General features: G+C 70.5%; 17 protein-coding genes. 6 read left to right on the top strand and 11 right to left on the bottom strand.

Translation table 11 applies throughout. The features are described 5' to 3' along the window. Position 1: 1 nt before the first annotated feature. The 6 genes from D452_RS0107160 to D452_RS0107135 all read right to left on the bottom strand — a co-directional run bounded on the left by D452_RS0107160 (position 2) and on the right by D452_RS0107135 (position 10,150). A complete protein-coding gene (locus D452_RS0107160) occupies positions 2-1,774 on the bottom strand; it encodes a sensor histidine kinase (protein ID WP_017543471.1) in 1,773 nt (590 codons plus the stop codon). A gap of 193 nt (positions 1,775-1,967) precedes the next feature. Further along, complete coding sequence (locus D452_RS0107155; RefSeq protein ID WP_017543470.1) at positions 1,968-5,285, bottom strand: NACHT N-terminal Helical domain 1-containing protein; 3,318 nt, start codon at positions 5,283-5,285, stop codon at positions 1,968-1,970. Between the two features lie 135 nt (positions 5,286-5,420). Beyond that, entirely contained in the window at positions 5,421-6,731 is a 1,311-nt protein-coding gene (locus D452_RS0107150) for an FG-GAP repeat domain-containing protein (RefSeq protein WP_017543469.1), read from the bottom strand. A 320-nt stretch (positions 6,732-7,051) separates the two neighbouring features. Then, positions 7,052-8,413 (bottom strand): MFS transporter, encoded by a 1,362-nt coding sequence (locus D452_RS0107145; RefSeq protein WP_017543468.1) that lies wholly within the window; start codon positions 8,411-8,413, stop codon positions 7,052-7,054. A gap of 345 nt (positions 8,414-8,758) precedes the next feature. Beyond that, positions 8,759-9,454 (bottom strand): nucleoside/nucleotide kinase family protein, encoded by a 696-nt coding sequence (locus D452_RS0107140; RefSeq protein ID WP_017543467.1) that lies wholly within the window; start codon positions 9,452-9,454, stop codon positions 8,759-8,761. Between the two features lie 159 nt (positions 9,455-9,613). Beyond that, a complete protein-coding gene (locus tag D452_RS0107135; RefSeq protein ID WP_017543466.1) occupies positions 9,614-10,150 on the bottom strand; it encodes an NUDIX hydrolase family protein in 537 nt (178 codons plus the stop codon). 458 nt (positions 10,151-10,608) lie between these two features. On the opposite strand from D452_RS0107135, the gene D452_RS0107130 reads away from it, so the two are divergent. Beyond that, positions 10,609-10,962 (top strand): STAS domain-containing protein, encoded by a 354-nt coding sequence (locus D452_RS0107130; protein ID WP_017543465.1) that lies wholly within the window; start codon positions 10,609-10,611, stop codon positions 10,960-10,962. Positions 10,963-11,071: 109 nt separating this feature from the next. Here D452_RS0107130 and D452_RS0107125 read toward each other — a convergent pair whose 3' ends face one another. Beyond that, positions 11,072-12,862 (bottom strand): PH domain-containing protein, encoded by a 1,791-nt coding sequence (locus D452_RS0107125; protein ID WP_017543464.1) that lies wholly within the window; start codon positions 12,860-12,862, stop codon positions 11,072-11,074. Continuing rightward, a complete protein-coding gene (locus D452_RS0107120; protein ID WP_026129053.1) occupies positions 12,859-13,356 on the bottom strand; it encodes a PH domain-containing protein in 498 nt (165 codons plus the stop codon). The genes D452_RS0107125 and D452_RS0107120 overlap by 4 nt, the downstream gene beginning before the upstream one ends. Before the next feature lie 120 nt (positions 13,357-13,476). Here D452_RS0107120 and D452_RS0107115 point away from each other — a divergent pair, with 120 nt between their 5' ends. Together D452_RS0107115 and D452_RS0107110 are read left to right on the top strand one after the other, a co-directional pair. Beyond that, the gene (locus D452_RS0107115) at positions 13,477-14,385 is read left to right on the top strand and encodes an SPFH domain-containing protein (protein ID WP_017543462.1); all 909 of its coding nucleotides are present in this window, start codon (positions 13,477-13,479) and stop codon (positions 14,383-14,385) included. A 16-nt stretch (positions 14,386-14,401) separates the two neighbouring features. After that, positions 14,402-14,647, top strand: a complete 246-nt coding sequence (locus tag D452_RS0107110) for a hypothetical protein (protein ID WP_017543461.1) — start codon at positions 14,402-14,404, stop codon at positions 14,645-14,647. Positions 14,648-14,788: 141 nt separating this feature from the next. Here the strand turns inward: D452_RS0107110 and D452_RS0107105 are convergent, their stop codons facing one another. Together D452_RS0107105 and D452_RS0107100 are read right to left on the bottom strand one after the other, a co-directional pair. After that, positions 14,789-16,453, bottom strand: coding sequence for an FAD-binding dehydrogenase (locus D452_RS0107105; RefSeq protein WP_017543460.1), 1,665 nt, complete (start codon positions 16,451-16,453; stop codon positions 14,789-14,791). Positions 16,454-16,601: 148 nt separating this feature from the next. Continuing rightward, positions 16,602-17,696, bottom strand: a complete 1,095-nt coding sequence (locus D452_RS0107100) for an alcohol dehydrogenase catalytic domain-containing protein (RefSeq protein ID WP_017543459.1) — start codon at positions 17,694-17,696, stop codon at positions 16,602-16,604. A 247-nt stretch (positions 17,697-17,943) separates the two neighbouring features. Between D452_RS0107100 and ddaH the strand changes: the two genes are divergently transcribed. Together ddaH and D452_RS0107090 are read left to right on the top strand one after the other, a co-directional pair. Continuing rightward, positions 17,944-18,783, top strand: coding sequence for a dimethylargininase (gene ddaH / locus D452_RS0107095; protein WP_026129052.1), 840 nt, complete (start codon positions 17,944-17,946; stop codon positions 18,781-18,783). Between the two features lie 214 nt (positions 18,784-18,997). Further along, positions 18,998-19,621, top strand: a complete 624-nt coding sequence (locus D452_RS0107090) for a TetR/AcrR family transcriptional regulator (RefSeq protein WP_017543457.1) — start codon at positions 18,998-19,000, stop codon at positions 19,619-19,621. Positions 19,622-19,650: 29 nt separating this feature from the next. On the opposite strand, the gene speB is transcribed toward D452_RS0107090, so the two are convergent. Beyond that, complete coding sequence (speB, locus tag D452_RS0107085) at positions 19,651-20,610, bottom strand: agmatinase (protein WP_017543456.1); 960 nt, start codon at positions 20,608-20,610, stop codon at positions 19,651-19,653. Positions 20,611-20,748: 138 nt separating this feature from the next. Here speB and D452_RS0107080 point away from each other — a divergent pair. Continuing rightward, positions 20,749-22,185: PucR family transcriptional regulator ligand-binding domain-containing protein (locus D452_RS0107080; protein WP_040693297.1), on the top strand; the 1,437-nt coding region annotated here is incomplete at its 3' end.

The following is a 22,185-nucleotide window of genomic DNA, read 5'->3' as shown; positions in this document are numbered from 1 at the left end:
CCTAGACGGTCCTCTCCTCGGCCCCGTGCCGGGCCGGAACCGACCACTCCACCTGGGTGCCCTGCTCCGGGCCGGAGACCACCGACACCGCCCCGCCCAGCTCCTGCGCGCGCGAGGCGATGTTGCGCAGCCCGCTGCGGTGGCCGCCCTCCCGAATCCCCCGGCCGTCGTCGGACACCCGCAGCACCAGCGCGTCGTCACCGACGGACACCTGGACGTCCACCGAGGCGGCCTCGGAGTGACGGGCGGCGTTGGACAACAACTCCCGCAGCACGGCGACCAGGTGTTCGCCGGTCCGTTCGTCCACCCCGTTGTCCACGGGGCCCTGAGTGAGCAGGCGGGGAGCGAACCCCAGGGACTCCGTAGCCGAGTTGACCACGGCCAGCACCTGGGAACGCAGGGACGCGGAGTCGTCACCGCCGGAGCTCTGGAGAGCGAAGATCGTGGACCTGATCTGCCGGATCGTGTCGTCGAGGTCGTCGACCGCCGCCTGGACGCGACCGGCCGACGTGGAGTCGTCGATCCGCCGCACCGTACCCATCAGGGTGAGAGCGGTCGCGTAGAGGCGTTGGATGACCGTGTCGTGCAGGTCCCGGGCGATCCGGTCCCGGTCCTCCAACACACTCAGCCGCTCGGAGTCCAAGCGGGCCTCGGCCAGCTCCAGTGCGACCGCCGCCTGGTTGGCGAACGACGACAACATGCTCAACCAACTGCTCTGGAAGGGCTCCCGGTCCTGGTCACGGGCCAGTACCAGGACACCCCTGGCACCGTCCGGCGGGCCGAAGGGCAGCACCAGCACCGGACCCATCCCCATCCGGCTCAGGAAACCCACCCCGAGGTGGTCGAACTCGACGACGTCGGTCCGCACCGGCGTCCCGCTCAGGTAGACCCGGCCCAGCAGGGTGTCGGCCTCACGGGTCAGGGTGGCGCCCCGCGCACCGGAGTCCGGGGGCGCGCACGGGTCGTCCGGGCCGTCCCACACCCGCACGGTGAGCGTCTCGGGCTCCTCACCGGGCATGGCGATCACCGCGAGGTCCGCGTGGGCCATCACTCTTGCCCTGCGGGCCACCAGTCGCAGGACCTCCTCCGGGGCGGCGCCGGACAGCAGCCGGGTGGTGATCTGCCCAGAGGCGTCCAGCCAGGTCTCCCGGCTCTGCGTCTGGGCGAAGAGCTGCGCGTTCTCGATCGCCGTGCCCGCAGCCGTTGCCAGCGCGCGCAGCAGCAGCTCGTCGTCGCCGGTGAACTCGGCGCCTCCGAGCTTGTCGGTCATGTACAGGTTGCCGAAGACCTGGTCCCGGATCCGGATCGGTACCCCGAGGAAGGTGTGCATGGGCGGGTGACCGGCGGGAAAACCGCGCGACTCGGGGTGTTCACGCACGTTCCGCAGCCGCAGGGGTCTGGGCTCCTTGATGAGGAGCCCGAGGATGCCCTCGCCCTTGGGCCAGTGCTCGATCTGGTCGATCTCGTCGGGGTCGAGCCCCACGGGGATGAACCGGCTCATGTCCCCTTCCGGGCCGATCACCCCGAGCGCTCCGTACCGGGCCTCCACCAGGCTGGTCGCGGTCTCGGTGATCCGCAGCAGGAGGGGTTCGAGCTCCAGGCCCTCGCCGATGGAGACGACGGCCTCCAGGAGCGTGCGGATGCGTTCCTGCGTCCGGGAGATCTCGGTCATCCGGGACCGGACCTCGTCAAGGAGATCGTCCAGGCGCACCTCCGGAAGCGACAGCCGGTCCTCGCTGAGGTGGCGGTGGGCGTCGCCGTCTGTCGCGCGCATGGGGGACTCTTTCCGGCAGCTGTCCTGGGGCGCCCCCGAGTCTAGGTGTGCGTCCTCGGGGCTCGTCGCTGCGTCCGCGTCAGCTCGGTGTTCCAGGTCACCCGCGCTGACCAGGCGGTTCTCCCAACTGCGACGATCAGGGACACAAGGGCCAAAGGGCCCATCCAGAGATGACCTTGGCCCCTGAGCGCGATCATTCAGTCTCGATGCTCGCTTGTCGTCTCAATAGGTAGGGAGCATCCCTGACGACCCGGGAACCCTCCCCGAGGAGTTCGGCTCCCATCACCTTGAGTGACCGGAACGCGGGAAGCTCCACCGTGAGGTCCGTCAATCCTGCCAAGGGGGTCAGGTCAACAACACCACGACTGTGAATGCGCAGGGTGCCTAGGTGCGGCAGTTGTCGAATCCAAGTGGGTGCCGCAGTGGCAATTTGAATAAAGGATTCTTGGTTCAGGGTGATTTTGTGTACCGAGGGAAGTTCAATGACAGCCTTTGTGAAATCCTGGTCACTGGCGTGGTGGAGTCCAAATTTTATTTCCTTGAGATGGGAAAGTTCCCGAATGACTGACGCGGGTAGATATTGAGGATTGGGGGTGGTGAGATCGAGTCTGGTCAAGGACTCCTTCTGGCTCAGTAGATGTCTCATGTTGATGGGGCCTCGGCAGTCGATCAATGCGATGCTGCGCAGGGAGTTCTTGGCGGTGTCCAGGTACTCCAAACAATCTGGGTCTTGCTGGGATCGGAATGTTAGAGCGAAACTTTTTTCTGCTGTGGGAAGAATGTCGCTCAGTGTGTGATATGGAAGTGAGTTGTTGAACTCAAGGTGCTCCAGATTGTGGAAATATTTCAATATGTGGAGATCGCGTATGGCTTCGGGGCGCTGAAGGGAAAGGTGTCTGATCTTGCATTCTCGAAGGGGTTCGATTCTGGAAATAATGGAGCTATTGAGGTTCGTGAACGACTCCAGCTCTGCAAGTTCGCAAAGCGGGCTTAGGTCGACCTGCCACGGTGCGTCGAAGATCCCGCCTTTGAGGGAAACCCGGGTGAGATTCGACATTGTGGAGAGTGGTGTGATTCCGTAGTCCCCCGTCCCTTCAACCAAAACGACACGTGCCCCAGGAGCGTATCGAGTCAGTAGGCCCAGATCATTGGCTGACACCGGGAAGGCGTAGCGATAGCTAGTGAGTGCGTCGTCCAACACCGCTTCTGCCAATTCGGGCGAAGACCCTCGTTGCCAGGCGTCTCTGATCGCGAAGAACACGGCTTCGCTTCGGAAGGGCAGACACCGCCCGATGATCGGAATCGACTCAGGTCCTCCGATCAGCGAGGCTGCCTCGATGATTTTCGCTGCCTGTCTCGCGTTCTGTGCCGGGGTTCTCGCGAGAAGTTGCAGAGCTGACTCACCGACCAGCCCCAAGGCGTGAACGTGCTCCTTGGTTCTGGGTGGCAGGATGCTCTGGACCCGTTTCTCCACCGCCTCCCGGAGGTGCTCGGCCAGCTGAGGAGAGGTCTCCAGGCAGGCGAAGGCCACCAACAGCAGCCGATCGTGGTGCTTCTTCACCTGGTCAGCCCGCTCCAACAGCCCGGTGACCAGTTCCTCCCTCTGCGTCGGGGTGGCGTGCCCGGCGGCCATCACCACCACCTCGTGCCACTGGTCGTCATGCGCCTTGCTGACCAGTAAGGGGAAGCTGTCCTCCTCCACGATCGCCTTGGCGGCCAGGTACTCCTCGAAGGTGCGGTGGAGGAAGCTCACCCGGTCGACCGTCGGGCTCTGGAGCAGCCCGCTGCGCACGATCAGGTGGGTGAAGACCTCTCCCGGCTCCTCCGTGACCCGGTGCATGCTTCGCAGCACCTTGGTGACCTGGCGTTGCGCGGTGGCGGTCGGTGCGTCCGAACTGCCGTTGATGATCAGCCACTTGGCCAGTTCCTGGAGTAGCAGCACCAGTTCGCTCCGGGACAGCTCCACTCCCTCGATTCCGCGCTGCTGGTCGCGGTCCTTGAGCAGCATCGCCAGCGCGGCCTCGTACACCTCCATCCGGTCCCTGGGCAGCGATGTGTGCCGATCCCGGTACAGGGCGCACAGCAGCGCGCAGAGGAGCGGCGTCGCCGCGATCGCTCGCAGGTGCCGCTGCCCCAACACCTTGCGAGTGAGTTCGTGTTCGTAGGTGTCCAGGCGTTCCAGTTCGGCCTCGTCGGCGATCTCGCTCCGTACCGCCTCGTGCCAGTGGTGAATGAAGGAGCCGACGTGGTCGTCGGTGAGGGGTTGGAGTTCGGCACTGACGAACCCGTCCGCCTCCAGCCATGTCTCCTGTGCGGCCCCGGGCCGGGTGGTGACCACGTACCGGCTTTCGGGGAAGTCGGACATGAGATCCCGCAGCCAGTGCCGGGCCGCCTCCCTCTGGGTCTGAGGGAGTTCGTCCACACCGTCCACCAGCACGATCCCCCTGCCCTCGGCGAGCACCCGGTTCGCCCACCCCACCGGAGCCTGGTCGGCCAGGTGGCGTCCGGTGTGCCGGACGAAGTCAGCGGGCTCGGGCAGCTTCTCGCCCACGTACTGACGGAGCGGAACCATGAAGGGGATCAGCCCGTTCCAGGCGGACATCGCCTCGGGGAAGTCGCCTCGGCAGGCACGCACCCCCACCCAGCGCATCAGGGTGGTCTTGCCGGTTCCGGCCGGTCCGCGCAGGAAGGTGCGCCTGTGCGAGGCCAGAGCCTGTTCCACGCGCAGGTCGCCCGAGAGAGCTGGATCAGCGTGCAGTGTCGGGTCCCACGCCTGTTCCTCCTGGTGCCAGGACACCCGAAGGCTCAGGTACGCCAGGGTCAGCGGGTACCGCTGGGTCCGCGCGTCCGTGCCGAACAGCTCCAGAACATCCCACCGCTCGGCGGCCGTCCTGCGGTAGGCGGTCACGAAGGCAGCCTCGGCGTCCTCCTCCCGGCCCTTCCCCTCCCGGCCCTCCGCCTCCGGGATGCGGTCCAGCAGTTCGTCCAGCTTGCCCAGGACCAGGCTCTTCCGGCGCAGCAGTTCGCTGAACGCCCCGGCCTGGAAGCGCGGCAGGGTCCTCAGGGTGGCCATCACGTAGGCACACGACTCCGGCAGGACCCGGTCGAAGAGGGCGACCGCCTGCCCGCTGAGGTCCCTGGTGGCGCCGGGTGCCCTGGCCCGCACGTACCGCTCCAGGTACAGGGGGTCCAGGTCCTGCTCGAACAGCACGCGGTCGGTCAGTCCGGCCCGCTCGAAGGCGTCCGCGACGGCCAGCACCGCCGCCTCGCGCTCGTTCTCGGCCAGACCCTGGAACTCGTGGTCGAGGTAGCCGACGACCCGGTCGGCGATACTCTCCTCGATCTCCGCGAACTTGCGCTCCAGCTTGCGCTGGTCGCGTCTGCCGGTGACCTTCTCCTGGACCAGGTCCACCACGGTGGTCGCGGCGTTCTCCGCGATCGGGTCGCCGATCCAGATGCCACAGGCGGCCTTGACGACCGAGACGCCCAGCTTGAGCGCGGCTTCGTACACGTGCGTACTCCGGGGGGTCGGAGGGAGAGGGGGGCGAATTCCACACTAGAACGCGAAGGGCCGGTTCGGGCGTTTTCCACAACCCGAACCGGCCCCTGTCCGAAGACGGCCTCCCGTCCCCTGACTCCGGCTGCCCTACAAGCCTTCGGTGGTGAACTCGACCGGCTCCTGGTCGAAGCCGCCGGGTTCTCCCGGGAACAGCACGTATCCCGTGACGCCCTCCGGCATGGACGGTCGCACGGTGCTCAGCAGCAGGTCCGGGTGCCCGTCACCGTCGTAGTCGGCCAGCGCGTGGTGGTGGTAGGAGCCGAGGTCGCCGCGCTCCGGGACCGTCAGGGCGGCCGCCCGCTCACCGGTCAGGCCCTCGGGGCCGCCGAACAGCAGGGTGGCGGTCTCGTGGGAGTGGAACGGTCCGGTCATGGCCACCGCGTCGTCGTACCCGTCGCCGTCGACGTCACCCACCAGGAGGCCGTTGCCGAACCCGTCCCCGTCCTCGGCTTCGCCGGGAACGCCCTCGCTGTCGAGGGTGAGGCGGCTCGGTTCGGCGTCCAGGAAGCCGTCCCCGCCCGCGTAGGCGTCCACGTACCCCGGGTGCAGTTCGTCCTCGTGCCCCGGCTCGTTGTTGGGGATGCCGCTCACCCCGATGAGCAGGTCGGGGTGGGCGTCGCCGTCGAAGTCGCCGTTCGCGTACGCGTGGCTCAGCCCCGTGTCGCCGACGACCTCCTGAGCGGGTCCGTCCGGCCCGGAACGGAGCACCAGGTGGGGTGCGGGGGACTCGTCGCGGTTGCGTACCAGCAGCAGGTCCAGCGCCGCGTCGCCGTCGGCGTCGATCACGTCGAGCTCGGCGTCCGCGGCGTCACTGGGCAGGTTCACCTCGCGGCTCTCGGCGGCGGAGCCGTCCCGCTCGAAGGGACCACGGTGGAAGGTGGTCTCGAACTCGTCCATCGGGGAGCCCTGGAGGTGGTCGAGGACGGTGACGTCGGTGTTTCCGTCCCCGTCGAAGTCGCCGACCACCAGGGACACCGCGTACATGCCTCGCGGATCGTCCATCTTCAGCCAGGGCAGGGGCTGGGCCTCTCCGGAGGGGCCATCGGGTCCGCCCCACACCACGTAGCCGCTTCCGGCGTCCACGAGCAGGTCGGTGTAGCCGTCGCCGTCGAGGTCACCGGTGTCCAGGACGGTGAGGAGCTCGCCGTCGTCGGCCAGCCCCAGCTCCTCGCGGGTCAGGGTGACGGAGCGGTCGGGGGACAGCCCGTCCGGCCCGCCGAGCAGCACGCCCACGTAGGGCTGGCCGGTCTCCGGGTCTCCGGTGCGTCCGCTGATCGGCAGGTCCGTGTAGCCGTCGCCGTTGACGTCGTCGGCGGCCGGGGTGGTGCTGCTACTGCTGGTGTTCTCCGCCTCGTCGAGGTCGGTGCTCGGGGCGCCGCAGGCCGTGGCCAGGAGCACGAGCGCCGCGCTCAGGGGAACGGTGGTTCGGTGAAGGATGGGGGCCTCCCAAGGGGTGAGGAGGACGGCGAGTCCGTCCGGTGGGTGGGCGGCACGGGGCCGCGGGAGTTCACCGGTTCAGGGGCGTGGTCCCGGGCGCTCCGGGTCGCTCGGTACACCCTTCCGTGTACTCCCCGGTGGATAAGTTCGCCGTGAAGGTCCGAGGAACACGAGGTGAGCCGTGCGGGCCGGGCGCCAGGGACAGAAGGAAGGGCCGGTGCGGCCTCTGCCGCACCGGCCCTTCCAGTGTTCCTCGGGAGGGAGCCCCGTCCGTCACCCGGTCACTTGGTCACCTTGGCCGAGATGGTGTCCAGGTCGTCGTGCCGGGTCTCACGGCTGACGATCAGCGCGCCCAGGGTGATGGTGCCGACCACGATCAGGTAGCCGCCGACCCAGGCCAGTCCGAAGGTCCCCGCGAGCCAGGTCGCGATGTAGGGCGCGAACGAGGCGCCCAGCAGGCTGGCCAGGTTGTAGGCGGCCGAGGCGCCCGTGTAGCGCACCTTGGTCGGGAACAGCTCGGGCAGGACCGCCGCCATCGGGCCGAAGGTCAGTCCCATCAGGGACAGGCCGATGATCAGGAAGGCCATCACGCCGACGGTCCCGCCGCTGCCCATGAGCGGGCCCATGGCGAAGCCGAACACGATGATCGCGGAGGTGACCGTGATCAGGACGGGCCTGCGGCCGAACCGGTCCGCGAGCAGCCCGGAGATCGGGGTGAACAGCGCGAAGAACAGGACGCCGATGAGCAGGAAGACCAGGAAGTCGGTGCGCTCGTAGCCCAGGCCGGTCTCCGCGTCGGTGCCGAAGCCCAGGGAGAAGACGGTCATGAGGTAGAAGAGCACGTAGGTCGCCAGCATGATGAGCGTGCCGATGACCACGGCGGGCCAGTTGTGGCGGAAGACCTCGACGATGGGGGTCTTGACCCGTTCACCAGAGGCGATGACCTTGGCGAAGGCGGGCGTCTCGTGCAGGGTGAGCCGCACCCACAGGCCGACGATGATCAGCACGGTGGACAGCAGGAACGGGATGCGCCAGCCGTAGGCCAGGAAGGCCTCGTCGGTCATGGTCTGGCTGAGGATCAGGAAGACGCCGTTGGCGAGGAAGAAACCGATGGGCGCGCCCATCTGCGGGAAGGTCCCGTAGAAGCCGCGCTTGCCGGGGGGAGCGTTCTCGGTGGCCAGCAGTGCCGCACCACCCCACTCGCCGCCCAGGCCCAGACCCTGGCCGAACCGGCACAGCGCCAGCAGCAGCGGGGCCGCGACTCCGATCTGCGCGTAGGTCGGGAGTAGCCCGATCGCGATGGTCGCGACGCCCATGGTCAACAGGGACGCCACCAGGGTCGCCTTGCGGCCGATCCGGTCGCCGAAGTGGCCGAACACCCAGGAGCCGATGGGGCGTGCCACGAAGGCGATGGCGAAGGTCGCCAGCGACTGGAGGCGGGCCGCCATCATGTCGCCCTCGGGGAAGAACAGGTAGGGGAAGACCAGGACCGCTGCGGTCGCGTAGATGTAGAAGTCGTAGAACTCGATGGACGTGCCCACAAGGCTCGCCGTGAGGACCTTCCGCTTCGGGTTGGTCGGTGGCGCGGCCGTCTCGGCTTGTGGCCGTTCCGGCGCCGGGTTGTCTTCGGCGACGTCCTTCATGAGTGAGTTCTTTCCAGGTCAGTGCGGGTTGTTGGAGGGATGCTAGCCGCGGTGGACGCCATATGAAACTTTTGTCTCAACATGTGGACGCTTGGGGTGAGGGTGGGCGTCCTCGTGTGAGAGCGGACGAAACGGGATCAACTGCCATGTGGGTCCTCCCGCCTCCACGGTGATCCCTCTCACCGGGCCCCTGTGTCACGTTTCAGGACACACGTCCCGTCATGTGGTCGCCACCGCTCGAAGTGTCGAGGAGGCCCCATGGCACACCAGATCCGCGTGCCCGGCGCGGACGCGCGCCGGCCGCCAACGGTGCGCCCTCGTGCGAACCGGACCGGGGGAGAGGTCTCAGCGCGCGGAGTAGCGGTCCCGCGAACCGAGCCTCGGAACCCCGCTGACCCGCACGACCCGGGTGCAGTGGTCCCGCAGCCCCTTCACCAGCTCACCGTTGGGCCGGTCGCTGCGCTCGACCCACTCCTGGGCGGCGCTCACGCTCGCGCCGCCGGCCATCTGGCGGCGACGCAGCCGACGCTCACGCACGCGGTCCTCCGCCTCCACGTACCAGAGCTCGGCGAACAGTCCGCGCACCCCGGTCCACGGCTCCTCGTCACTGGCGAGGTAGTTGCCCTCGGTCACGACCAGCCGCGTGCGGGGCCCGATCGCGTGCTGGGCGGCGATGGGCTCGTGCAGCCTGCGGTCGTAGTCGGGGACGTACACCGGGCTGTCGGTCTCGGTCAGGAGGCGGCGCACCATCGCCAGGTAGCCGTGGGCGTCGAAGGTGTCGGGAGCCCCCTTGCGGTCGCGTCGGCCCAACCGGTCCAGCTGCGCGTTGGACAGGTGGAAGCCGTCCATGGGCAGGTATCCGGCGGTGCCCGCGCCCGCCCGCTCGTCGACCGCGTGCACCAGGTAGCGCGCCAGGGTGGACTTGCCAGCGGCAGGGGCGCCGGTCAGGCCGAGAATCACGCGTGCGGGACCCTCGGGCGGGTCCTCGGGCGGGTCCTCGGGTACCAGGGAGAGCGCGTCGGCGACGAGGGATTCGAGCATGGCCTCCAGCCTAGACCCACTCCCCGTAGGAGATTCGGAGTCACGACGGCGAACGTCGCCAATCCCGGGCCCCGAGTCCGTCGCGGACACGGGGCCCAGGGTGGGCGAGGGACCGTCAGGCCGGACCGGGCGTGGTGCGCACCGCTTCGGCCCGGGAGGTCACGGGGCGTGTCCCACGTAGGCGAGCGCCTGGCGGACCAGAACGCCCTGCCCGCCGGGCATGTCCGCCCGCACCTGCGGGCTGGTGGCCTCCTCGGGGGTGAACCACACCAGGTCCAGTGCGTCCTGACGGGGTTGGCAGTCACCGCTCACCGGCACCACGTAGGCCATGGCCACCGCGTGCTGACGGGGGTCGTGGAACGGGGTGACCCCGGGGGTGGGGAAGTACTCGGCGACGGTGAACGGCTGAGGCGAGCTGGGGATACGCGGCAGGGCGACCGGGCCCAGGTCCTTCTCCAGGTGGCGCAGGAGCGCGTCGCGCACCCGCTCGTGGTACAGCACCCGCCCGGAGACCACGGAACGGTTGAAGCTGCCGTCGGGGTCGGCGCGCATCAGCAACCCCACGTGGGTCACCGAGCCCGACTCGTCCACCCGCACGGGCACCGCCTGGACGTAGAGCACGGGCATGCTGGCGCGGACGCTGTCCAGCTCCTCGGAGGAGAACCAGCCGGGCTGGGTGTCAGCGGTTTCGGTCATTGGGGTCGCGGTCGACGGTCTGCCCGGGGCAGCCGCGTGCCGCTCCCTCCCTTCGCTCTCTTCGTGTCCATGAGGGCCGTCGGTGCCCCTCCCGCAGGGGGAACGGTGCCACCGGCCGACACACGGGTGTCCAAGTACCGCTTTTACCGCACGAACGCGCGGAAAGCACGGTGCGGGGGCCGGATCGGGAGTGTCCGAGAGAAAGGAGTGGGGGTCCTGTGGACACGGGGCCCCACGACGACTCGGCCAAACACGGGAGACGGTGACACCCGGGTGACGGTCGGGTCATATCGGCGAGATTCCGGCGGATTTTCTCATGGAAACCCTCCCGGAAGCTCATGGGAGAGGTTACGATCTCGTACGCGGTTGCGTAGTGGAAAGGTTACGTCCGGTGAGAGGTGGCCCGAGTGGCGAAGGATGGCCCGTTCTCGGCCCAGGAACGTTTTCCCTGCACGGGAGTGACGGTGGTGCGCGTCCACGGTGAGGTGGACCTGGCCACCGCCGATCGGCTTCGGGAGCGACTGCTCCAGGCCGCGCAGGCCTCGCGGTGCGACTGCCTGGTCGTGGACATGTCCCGGGTCGGCTTCTTCGACGCCAGCGGAGTGCGCGCCTTGGTCGCCGTCTACCAGGTGCTGACCGGGCAGGGCAGACACGTGGTCCTGGCCGAACCCGCGCCCATCGCCGAGCGGGTGCTGGAGGCGCTCGGGATGCGGCGCCTGTTCGAGGTCTATCCCATGGTGGAGATGGCGCTCACCCACACCAGCGGTCTGCGCGTGGACGGCGAGCCCATCTTCGACAATCCCGTGCCCTGACCCGTCGAACCTCGGGCGCGACCGTGCCCGGAGACGACGCGTGTCCCGGCGCCCCGGGGAAGTGGGGCACCGGGACACGGTTCCGGACGAGCGGTGCGGGGCACGACCGCTAGGGCAGCACGGAGGTCCCGGACTCCGAGGACGCACCGTCGCCGCCAGCTCGCACCAGGAACGGTGCCAGGAGCTCGGGTACGGCCTCGTCCGCCCATCCCAGGCCCTGACCCAGACCCACGTCCAGGGCCGTGTACATCCCCTCGCCGGAGGCCGTGGTGGCCGCCACGTCGGCCAGACCGAGCCGACGCTGGAACGGCGACCGCGTGATCCGCCAACCGATCACCGCCTCCCGCTCCAGAGTCACGGTGTCGCGGGAGGCCATTCCCTTGCGCACCACCAGGTACTTGGGGTGCAGTCCGTGGCCCAGGCCCCGGTAGGAGCCGACCGCGAACCAGAACACCACCACCGCGAACAGCAGCGCCACCGCGAACCAGCCCCAGCCCGGGGTGGCCTCGACGGTCGGAGTGGCCAACGGGAACGGCATGAACTGCTCTTCCGCCGACCGCAGCGCGTCCCACCAGGCCTGGGTGGCCACCTGGTGGAGCCAGGCGAGCCCACCGGCCAGCGCCACCCCCGCGAGCGAGCACACCGCCGCCCGGGTGAACCGGCGGCGCAGGGCCGCCCTCGGGTGGCGGGCCAGCGGCACGTCCAGCGCCGAGGTCGGCTCGTTCATCAGGTCGGCGCCCAGTTCACGGGCCCGCTTCCGGGGCATGGCGGGGGACAGGCGGCTCTTGGCCTCGGCCTTCTCCGCGTCACCGGCGGACAGGCCCGTGGCCACCGCGCGGACGGAGGCCCCGCCGACCGACCTCAGCACGAAGGGTTCGTGGAGCACCACGCCGTTGAGTCGGCGGCCCTCCACCGACAGCGAGACACTGGTCAGCAGACCCCGTCGCAGCCGCACGGTGCCGTCGGGCTCACGGACGAGCCGGTAGTCCCACCAGGTCTCCACGGCGACCAGGAGCAGGACGGCCACTCCCGACACCAGCAGGGCCAGCAGCAGGCCCGGGACGACCAGTAGCAGCTTCCCCATCACGAGGCTGGACATCTCCTCGGCGCTGGGCAGGTTGGCCTGCTCGGAGATCCACCTCCAGCCGTGGCCGCCGCTCTGCGCGTTGATGCCGACCAGGGCGGCGATCACACCGAGACCGATACCGAAGGTCGCCGAGGTGGCGGGCGCGTAGGCGAACCAGCGCGGGTTCAACCGGGCGAGCTCGGTCTCCTCCTCGTCCGGGACCTCCTCCGAGCCGCTCTCGGAGTCCCCGGCGCCCACGGAGCCCGTGACCGGGGCGGCGCGGCGCAGGAGTTCCCGGCGGAGCCGCTCACCCTGTTCCGCGGTCACGTACTCCAGCTTGAGCTGGTCCCCGCCGCCGGAGCCGGCCGACTCACCGGTGCCGACGGTCACCGAGCACAGACCGAAGATCCTCGTGTAGAGGGGGGCTGCCACGTCCACGGTGCGCACGCGTTCGCGGGGGATGGACCGGTAGGCCTTGGCGATCACCCCTGAGCGCATCTCCATGCGCTCGGCGGTGACCTGGTAGCGCACCGCGCGCAGGCGCACCATGTCCAGGTAGGTCATCACGCCGACGAAGGCCAGGGTCGCCGGGAGGGGGGCCAGCGCCCACCAGGCGAGTCCCACGACCACCAGGACGATGGTGCCCACGACGGCCGCCGGGACCAGGAACACGGACGCGACGACCGCGCTGGCCCACACGCTGAGCGGGCTCAGCCCCTCCCATTCGTCCTCGGCGCCCTCCACCGGAGGTGCGGGGTGTTCCGGGTCGGCCGCGCCGCGGACGGGTTCCACGGGCGGGCCCTCCTCGGGGCGGTGGTCGTCGTGGGAGGTCATGTCGCGTCCCCCGGAATCGCCTCGGTGCTGTCGGTGAGCTGGTCGGCCACCTCGGTCGCCAGCTGGTGGTCCAGTCCGCTGATCTCGATCGGCCCGGCGGCCGAGGCGGTCGTCACGGTCACGCTCGACAGTCCGAAGGCTCTCTGGAGCGGTCCCCGTGCGGTGTCCACCGTCTGGATCCGGGACATCGGGGCGACCCGCCACTCCTGCCAGATCCATCCGCTGGAGGTGTAGACGGCGGTGTCGGTGATCTCCCAGCGGTGCACCCGGAACCGCCACTGCGGCATCACGGCGGTGATCAGGAGCCCGATCCCGCCGACGACTCCGGCGGAGACCAGGAACCAGAAGCGCACCGGTTCCCAGATCAGCGCGGGAACGACCGGGATGACGGTGAGGACGACCGTCACCGCGAGGGACCGGGTCGTCCACCACCAGATGGCACGCCGGTCCACACGGTGGTTGGGCGGTCGCAGGCGCAGAGCGTCGGTGCTCATCGCGTCCACGTCTCCTCTCAGGCAGGGCCCCGGGGGGAGGCCGTTCCTTAAAAGTGATATCACAATGCTATGCTCCAGTCATCACGCAGGAACGAGCCCCGAGGGAAGGAAGGCCGACAGATGAGCGAGACGCCGAGTGTCGTCAGGCCAGCGCCGCAGTACAGGGAACGTGAGGCCTTCGGGTCCGGCGGCATCCCCATGTTCGTCGTGTCCCTCGTGCTGTTCCTGGGCGGAGCCGCGATCGCGGCCCTGCCCCTGATCGGCCTGCACTGGTCCATGGTCGTCGTCGGCGTCGTGATCGCCGTCGTGGGCGTCGTGCTGGCCGTCGGGCTGACGATGGTCGCGCCCAACGAGGCCCAGGTCGTCCAGTTCTTCGGCCGCTACGTCGGAACCATCCGCACCGACGGTCTGCGCTGGGTCAACCCGCTCACCGTGCGCAACGCGATCTCCACACGCATCCGCAACCACGAGACCTCCGTCATGAAGGTCAACGACGCCTCCGGCAGCCCCATCGAGATCGCCGCCGTCGTCGTCTGGCAGGTGGAGGACACCGCGCGCGCCTCCTTCGAGGTGGACGACTTCATCCAGTTCGTCTCCACCCAGACCGAGGCCGCCGTCCGTCACATCGCGGGCAAGTACCCCTACGACTCCTACGGCGACGACGCCGTGCCCTCACTGCGTGACAGCGCCGACGCGATCACCGAGCAGCTGTCCAAGGAGGTCGCCGAGCGGGTCGACGCGGCGGGCGTGAAGATCGTGGAGTCCCGGTTCACCCACCTGGCCTACGCCCCGGAGATCGCCCAGGCCATGCTCCAGCGTCAGCAGGCCAGCGCCATGATCGCCGCCCGCGCCGAGATCGTCGAGGGCGCCGTCACCCTGGTCGACCGGGCTCTGGAACGCCTCTCGGACGAGGACGTCGTTGACCTTGACGAGGAGCGCAAGGCGGCCATGGTCAGCAACCTGCTCGTGGTGCTGTGCTCGGACCGCCCCGCCAGCCCCGTCGTCAACACAGGGACTCTCTACCAGTAGATCCGGGTGAGGTGCCGTGCCCGAGCGCAAGAAGGTGCTGCTGCGGCTCGACCCCGCCGTCCACGACGCGCTCGCGCGGTGGGCGGGGAACGAGCTCCGCAGCACCAACGCCCAGATCGAGTTCCTCCTGCGCCGCGCCCTGGACGAGGCGGGCCGCATGCCCAAGGAGGCCAAGGACATCCCCCGCAGGGGGCGTCCTCGCAGGGACACTCCCGAGGACCCGGAGGGACCGCGGGACCGGGGCCGTGGCGGACATGAGTGAGCCGGGTGCCCGACGGGCACCCGGCTCACTCTGCCGAGGGGAGGAGCGGACGTCGTTCCCCGGCTCCGGCGTCTCCCGCTGCGTGCGCCTCCGGCCCGGAAACGGACGGGAACGGCCCCGCCTCCCCGCCCCGTCCCCGGCCTAGCCCAGGGCGGCCGCGGCGGCCCTGCCGGCGGTACGGCCGGAGAAGATGCAGCCGCCCAGGAAGGTGCCCTCCAGGGACCGGTAGCCGTGGACACCGCCACCGCCGAACCCGGCCACCTCACCGGCCGCGTACACCCCCGGCAGCGGCGTGCCGTCGGCCCTCAGCACACGGGCGTCCAGGTCGGTGTGCAGGCCCCCGAGGGTCTTGCGCGTGAGGATGTGCAGGCGCACCGCGATCAGCGGACCGGCCTTGGGGTCGAGGATCTGGTGCGGCCTGGCCACCCGGGCCAGCTTGTCGCCCCGGTAGTTGCGGGCCCCGTGGATCGCCATGACCTGGAGGTCCTTGGTGAAGGTGTTCACCATCTCCCGGTCGCGTGCCACCACCTCGCGCGTCACCGTGTCGGCGTCGAGCACGTCGTCGCCCGCGACCTCCCTCATCTTCCGGATCAGCTCGGGCAGCCGGTCCGCGACCACGAAGTCGGCCCCGTTCTGCTTGAAGGCCTCCACCGGGCCGGGGGCGCCGGGGAGCACCCGCTGGAGGACCAGCCTGACGTCCTTGCCGGTCAGGTCCGGGTTCTGCTCGGAGCCCGAGAGCCCGAACTCCTTCTCGATGATCTTCTGCGACAGCACGAACCACGTGTACTCGTGGCCGCTCCTCATGATGTGGTCCAGCGTGCCCAGAGTGTCGAACCCCGGGAAGTACGGGGCTGGCAGCCGTTTGCCGGTCGCGTCCAGCCACAGCGACGACGGGCCGGGCAGGATGCGGATGCCGTGCCTGTCCCAGATCGGGGCCCAGTTCTGGATGCCCTCGGTGTAGTGCCACATCCGGTCCCGGTTGATGATCTCGCCGCCGGCCTCCTCGGTGATGCCGAGCATGCGCCCGTCCACGTGGGCCGGTACTCCCGACAGCATGTGCCGGGGCGCGGTGCCCAGGCGCTTCGGCCAGTTCCGGCGGACCAGCTCGTGGTTGGCGCCGATCCCCCCGGCGGTCACGACGACCGCCTGCGCACCGACCTCGAACTCGCTGACGGCGTCCCGGTTGCTGGCCCGGCCCCGTTCGGCGCCGCTGGGGGCCAGCACCGTGCCACGCACCCCGGTGACCGTCCCGTTGGTCACGACCAACTCGTCCACCCGGTGACGGAAGCGCAGCGAGACCAGGCCGCGCTCGACGGCCGCGCGGACCCGGCGCTCGAAGGGCTCGACCACGCCCGGGCCGGTGCCCCACGTGATGTGGAAGCGCGGGACCGAGTTGCCGTGTCCGTCCGCGAGGTAGCCGCCGCGCTCGGCCCAGCCCACCAGGGGGAAGATCCTGAGGCCCTGCTGGCGCAGCCAGGAGTACTTCTCCCCGGCGGCGAAGTCCACGTAGGCCTCGGCCCACTTCCGCGGCCACTCGTCCTCGGGGCGGTCGAAGGCGGCCGTACCCATCCAGTCCTGGAGGGCCAGGTCCCTGGAGTCCCGGATGCCCATGCGCCGCTGTTCGGGGGAGTCGACGAAGAACAGTCCGCCGAATGACCAGAAGGCCTGGCCGCCCAGGGACTGCTCGGGCTCCTGGTCCAGCAGGACCACCCGCTTGCCCGCGTCGGCCAGTTCGGCCGTGGCGGCCAGTCCGGCCAGCCCCGCCCCCACGACGACGACGTCGGCCTGGTCGGCTCCGGTACTCATGCGGTTCTCCTCGGGGGTCGTCCGCGCCTCGGCGGGCGCGGCGTGCTCGGTGGTCCCGACTGTGCACCCGTGTGGTCCGCGCGGCAAGACGGGTGTGTGTCCGCCGCCACATCCTTTGTCAGGGGGTGACAAACCCTGTCCGGCGCGGTCAGGCGCCGAAACGCACCAGGGACCGGCCGCCCCGTCCCCGGCGCATGCGCTCGAAGGCGTCGGGGACGCCCTCCAGCGGGATCTCGTCGGTGACCATGGCCGCCAGTCGGAGGTCGCCGGAGCGGACGGGTTCGGCGAGCAGCGGGATGTCCCGGGCCGGGTCGGAGGATCCGAACACGCAGCCCTGGAGCGTGCGGGCCTGGTGGAACAGCTCCAGGGCGTTGAAGGACACCTCGTCCCGGTGCGACCCCACACCCACGACCGTCACCGTTCCGCCCCGGCGCGCCGAGTTCCACGCGGTGCGCACCACCTCGGCCCGCCCCACCACCTCGAAGGCGTGGTCGACCCCGCGTCCGCCGGTGAGCCCCCGCACGGACCGGTGGGTGTTCGGGTCGGCGACCAGGAAGTCGGTGGCGCCCAGCGAGCGGGCCAGGTCCTCCTTGTCCGGGGACACGTCCACCGCGATCAGCGGGTCGGCCCCGGCGATCCGGGCCGCCTGGAGGAGCGACAGTCCCACACCGCCCAGTCCCAGTACGAGGGCGGACTGGCCCGGCCGCAGCTTCGCGGCGTTGTTCACCGCTCCCCAGCCGGTGAGCACGGCGCAGCCCAGCACCGCCGCGACCGCGGGGTCGACACCGTCCGGCAACGGCACCAGGGCGCGGGCCGGAACGACGGTGGCCTCGGCGAAGGCCCCCGTGTTCAGCCCCGGGTAGACGGGCGTGCCGTCGGTGAGCGCGGCGTAGGGGGAGAGCGTGCCGTCCAGGGCGTGCTCGCACAGGTGGGGTTCGCCCTGTTCGCAGAACCAGCAGGCCCGGCAGGGCGGCGCCCAGTTCAGGATCACCTGTTGGCCCGGCACGACCCCGGTTACGCCGGAGCCGATCGCCTCCACGGTGCCCGCGCCCTCATGGCCGAGCACGGCGGGCCAGGTCTGCGCCAGGGTGCCGTCGGACAGCGAGAGGTCGGAGTGGCACACTCCCGCCGCGACCATCCGGACCCGCACCTGGCCGGGGCCCGGGTCCGGCAGGACGACGTCGCGGATCTCGGGGGGTGCTCCGGTGGCGAGGAAGACGGCTGCCCTGACGGTGGTACTCATGGTGAGCTCTCCAATCGCGGAAGTCCCGCGACCCTAGCAAACCGGCCGGTCGGTCTCCTGCTCGGGTGCCGTCCCCCCAGGGCAGGCCGCGTCCCTTCATCCGGCGTCCGTCCAGATTGTGGAAAGCCTGTGTTGGCGGGGCTTCGGCGCGGGTATCTCACCTCTGTCCGCCGGAGGACGCGGTCCGGTCACTGCCCGGACCGGCGCGCACCATCCGGTCTCCGGTACGCCTCGACGGGGAGGTTCCATGGTTCGACCCCACGGCCCCACGGCCGCGCCCTCACGACGGCACTACCTGATGTGCCGCCCCACCTACTTCGCGGTGGACTACGCCATCAACCCCTGGATGGACCCGGCGGTCGGGGTGGATCGCCCCCGGGCCATCCGCCAGTGGGAGGGGCTGCGGGACCTCTACCGCTCCCTCGGACACCGGGTCAGCGAGATCGCGCCGATCGAGGGGCTGCCCGACATGGTCTTCGCGGCCAACGGCGCGCTGGTCGTGAACGGGCGCGTCTACGGCGCCAGGTTCGCCAGCGCCGAACGCACCCCGGAAGGCCCGGCCTTCCTGGAATGGTTCCGCCAGGAGGGGTACACCGAGACCCTGGAGCCCAAGTACGTCAACGAGGGCGAGGGGGACTTCATCACCCTCGACGACGTCGTCCTGGCCGCCACCGGGTTCCGCACCGAGGCCGCCGCACACCAGGAGGCCGAACGCCTCCTGGGCCGCCCGGTCGTCACCCTGCAACTGGTCGACCCCCGCTTCTACCACCTGGACACCGCGCTGTTCGCCCTGGGGGGCGACCGGATCGCCTACTACCCGGGCGCCTTCTCGCAGGGCAGCCGCAGGGTGCTGCGCTCGCTTTTCCCCGATGCCCTCGTCGCCACGAAGGAGGACGCGTCGGTGCTCGGCCTCAACGCGGTCTGCGACGGCCGGAACGTGGTCATCGCGGCCGAGGCCACCGCGCTCGCCGACCGCCTGCGGGGGATCGGCCTCACGGTCCACCCGGTGGAACTGGACGAGCTGCGCAAGGCTGGCGGCGGGGCCAAGTGCTGCACGCTCGAACTGCGGGACGCGCCCACGGAGTGACACCCGGTTGACCGGCCACGGGCGGACCCCGCGCACCCGCACGGCGTCCGCCCCCGGGGCGCGGTCCGCTGTGGGATGCGCCACGTGCCCGATCCGGCCCCGCGGTGGCCGCACAGGTCACGTACACGCCGGTCCGGCCCTTCGGGAACCCTCCCAGCGCCCCCGCACCCACGACCCGCGGCCGCCGTCACCGGCCCCCTTAGGCTCGGTTCACGTGACGACCAAACAACGCAGACTTCCGCGCGCGGTCAGGGAACAGCAGCTGATCGACGCCGCCGTCTCCGTGTTCTCCCGCGGCGACTACCGCACGGTCAGCGTCGACGAGATCGCGGCGGCCGCCGGGACCTCCAAACCGACCATCTACCACTATCTGGGATCGAAAGAGCGCATCTTCGTCGCCTGCGTGCGCCGGGAGATGGAGCGGTTGATCGAGGCGGTACGAACCGCCGTCCACGACCCCGGCGCCCCCGAGGACGACGATCCGCTGCGCCGGGGGATGCAGGCCTTCTTCACCTTCGTCGTGGACAACCGCCAGAGCTGGACCGTCCTCTACCGGCGCGCCGCCGTCCAGGGCGAACCCTTCGCGGGTGAGACCACCCGGCTGCGCGACCGCGTCACGGCGGAGGTGGCCGAGCTCATCACCTCCTGCACCCGGGACGGCTACGGCAGCCTGGAACCCCGCGACGCCCAGCTGCTGGCGCGCGTGGCGGTGAGCACGGCCGACGCCTTCGCCGACTGGCTGCTGGACCACCCGGACGAGACCCCCGACACCATGGCCGGGCACGTCACCGCGCTCACCTGGTCGCACCTGCGCGAGCGCCAGACGTCCGTCACCTGACGGCGGGGCCGCCACCGGGCGGTGACGACCTAGCCCCGGGGCTTCCGCTGGTGGTTCAGGGCCAGCAGGCTGACCAGGTCGTAGGCCACGTGTGAGGCGGCCGTCGAGGTGATCTGGGCGTGGTCGTAGGCAGGGGCGACCTCGACCACGTCCGCGCCGACCAGGTTGAGGTCGGCCAGCCCGCGCAGGATCTCCAGGAGCTCGCGGCTGGTCAGACCACCGGCCTCGGGGGTGCCGGTGCCGGGGGCGTGCGCCGGGTCGAGGACGTCGATGTCCACGGACACGTACAGCGGCCGGTTCCCGATGCGCTGGCGCAGGGCGTCGGCGACCTCGTCCACGCCCTTGCGCATGACGTCGGCCGAGGTGACGATCCCGAACCCGAAGCGGCGGTCCTCCTCCAGGTCGCGCTTGCCGTACAGCGGGCCCCGCGTCCCCACGTGCGCGATCGCCTCGGTGTCGAGGATCCCCTCCTCCACCGCGCGGCGGAACGGTGTGCCGTGGGTGTAGGGCTCGCCGAAGTAGGTGTCCCAGGTGTCCAGGTGGGCGTCGAAGTGCAACAGGGCGATCGGACCGTGCTTGCGGTACAGCGAACGCAGCAGCGGCAGCGCGATGGTGTGGTCGCCGCCCAGAGTGACCAGCCTGGTCCCCGCCTCGACGAAGGCCGAGGCGCCCTGGTCCAGGGTCTCCACGGCGTCACCGATCGAGAACGGGTTCACGGCGATGTCGCCGCCGTCCACCACCTGGAGGCGCTCGAAGGGCGCCACGTCCAGTCCCGGGTGGTAGGGGCGCAGCAGGCGGCTGGCCTCGCGGATCGCGGACGGGCCGAAGCGGGCCCCGGGCCGGTAGGAGACCCCGGTGTCGAAGGGGACGCCCACGACGGCCACGTCGGCGTGTTCGACCTGGTCGATGCGGGGCAGCCGGGCGAAGGTCGCCGGTCCGGCGAAGCGTGGGACGAGACTGGAGTCGGTGGGGCCGATCGGGCTGCTCATCAGGTCCGTTCCTGTCGAGGGTGCGGTTTCGGCCAGAGTAGGGAGCGGCTAGGCTCCACTCCAGTAGCCGAACCATACGGATCGGATCCGTTCTTTGGATGAACCATCCAAAGCGGGTGCGCGCGGACAGGGGGACGCATGGGGGAAGCAGCGGGTGGGCCCGACAGCCACGACGTGCCCCTGAGCGTGGTCACGGGCCGCCGTGACCTCGCCCTGACCACCGTGGTCCAGGCGGGGGACCCCGGCATCACCTGGGCCGTGGCCAGCGAGATGGTCGAACCCGCCGCCTACCTGCGCGGCGGCGAACTCCTGCTCACCGCGGGGGTCAACCTGCCCGACACCCGCGACGGGGTGCTCGCCTACGTGGGCTCCCTGGTCCGCGCCGGGGTCGGAGCCCTCGGCTTCGGGGTGGCCCCGGTCCACGCGGCCGTTCCCCCGTTCCTGGTCGAGCAGTGCCGCGCCCAGGGGCTGCCGCTGTTGGAGGTACCCGGCCCCACCCCCTTCGCGGCGGTGAGCCGCGCGGTCGGCGAGGAACTGGAGGAACGCCACCTGCGCGACGTACGTCGGCTCGGCGAGGCCCACCAGGCCCTGGCCCGAGCGGTGGCCGCCCCCGCACCCGTGGAGCGGGTCCTCAACGTCCTGGCCCACTCCCTCGGCGGCTGGGCGGCCCTGGAGCCCTCCGACCCGGCCGCTCCCGCGTATCGGACACCCGGTGCTCCCAGCGTCGCGGACCCCGCCCTGCGCCCCCTCCTGGACCGCCTCACCACTCCGGAGGGGCCACGGAGCGCCAAGGCCCCCAGCGGCACCGACGAGGTCTTCCTGCACACCGTCGGTTCCCCGCCCGAGGAGGCTGGGGTGGTCCTGGTGGGCCGCCGCACGCCCCTGGGCATCACCGACCGCGCCGTCCTGCGCACCGCCACCGCCCTGCTCGACCTGCTCTCCCGCACGGCCGACGACACGTCCGCGCTCCCGGGGAGGCTGCTCACCGGCCTCCTCCTGGACGGCGACCTCGACGAGGAGACCCTGCCGCTGCTCACCGAACTCACCGACTCCCGTGGCAGGGGGGACGGGTCCGGGCTCCACCGCGTGCTGCGTGCCCGGGCCCCGGGCACGGGGGATCGCGTCGAGTCGGCTGACCCGCCCCTGGGCACGCGACTGGTGGACCGGGTGCGGGCTGACGGGGACGGCTCCGCCACCGGGGACACTGTGCGTGCCGTGCTCGCGGACCGGGGCGAGGACGCCCACCGCGCGCACCTGGACCTGCTGCGGTCGCACGGGTGGACCGCCGCGCTCAGCCCGCCCGTTCCCCCGGGCGAACTGCCCCGGGCCGACCGCCAGGCGGCCGCCCTGCTGGTCCGCGCACGCGCCCTGGGGACCCCGCTGCTCTGGGACGACGACACCGACCCCTTCGACACGCTCCTGGACCCGGCCGACGCCGACGACCTCAGCCGGGTGCTCCTGGGACCGCTCGCGCGGGAGACCAGGGCGGCCCGCACCCTGCGGGAGACCCTGCGCACCTGGTTGGCCCGCCACGGCAACTGGGACCGCGCCGCCAACGACCTGGGGGTGCACCGC

Source organism: Nocardiopsis prasina DSM 43845, assembly GCF_000341265.1.
GTDB classification, from domain to species: domain Bacteria; phylum Actinomycetota; class Actinomycetes; order Streptosporangiales; family Streptosporangiaceae; genus Nocardiopsis; species Nocardiopsis prasina.
Note: the sequence above shows the minus strand (reverse complement) of the source record. Positions and strands in the feature narration are given on the sequence as shown.

Bases quoted from the DNA above. Each gene is read 5' to 3' on its own strand.
- D452_RS0107160 (WP_017543471.1), bottom strand. From the start codon at position 1,774: ATGCGCGCGACAGACGGCGACGCCCACCGCCACCTCAGCGAGGACCGG.
- D452_RS0107145 (WP_017543468.1), bottom strand. From the start codon at position 8,413: ATGAAGGACGTCGCCGAAGACAACCCGGCGCCGGAACGGCCACAAGCC.
- D452_RS0107140 (WP_017543467.1), bottom strand. From the start codon at position 9,454: ATGCTCGAATCCCTCGTCGCCGACGCGCTCTCCCTGGTACCCGAGGAC.
- D452_RS0107135 (WP_017543466.1), bottom strand. From the start codon at position 10,150: ATGACCGAAACCGCTGACACCCAGCCCGGCTGGTTCTCCTCCGAGGAG.
- D452_RS0107125 (WP_017543464.1), bottom strand. From the start codon at position 12,862: ATGACCTCCCACGACGACCACCGCCCCGAGGAGGGCCCGCCCGTGGAA.
- D452_RS0107120 (WP_026129053.1), bottom strand. From the start codon at position 13,356: ATGAGCACCGACGCTCTGCGCCTGCGACCGCCCAACCACCGTGTGGAC.
- D452_RS0107115 (WP_017543462.1), top strand. From the start codon at position 13,477: ATGAGCGAGACGCCGAGTGTCGTCAGGCCAGCGCCGCAGTACAGGGAA.
- D452_RS0107105 (WP_017543460.1), bottom strand. From the start codon at position 16,453: ATGAGTACCGGAGCCGACCAGGCCGACGTCGTCGTCGTGGGGGCGGGG.
- D452_RS0107100 (WP_017543459.1), bottom strand. From the start codon at position 17,696: ATGAGTACCACCGTCAGGGCAGCCGTCTTCCTCGCCACCGGAGCACCC.
- ddaH (WP_026129052.1), top strand. From the start codon at position 17,944: ATGGTTCGACCCCACGGCCCCACGGCCGCGCCCTCACGACGGCACTAC.
- speB (WP_017543456.1), bottom strand. From the start codon at position 20,610: ATGAGCAGCCCGATCGGCCCCACCGACTCCAGTCTCGTCCCACGCTTC.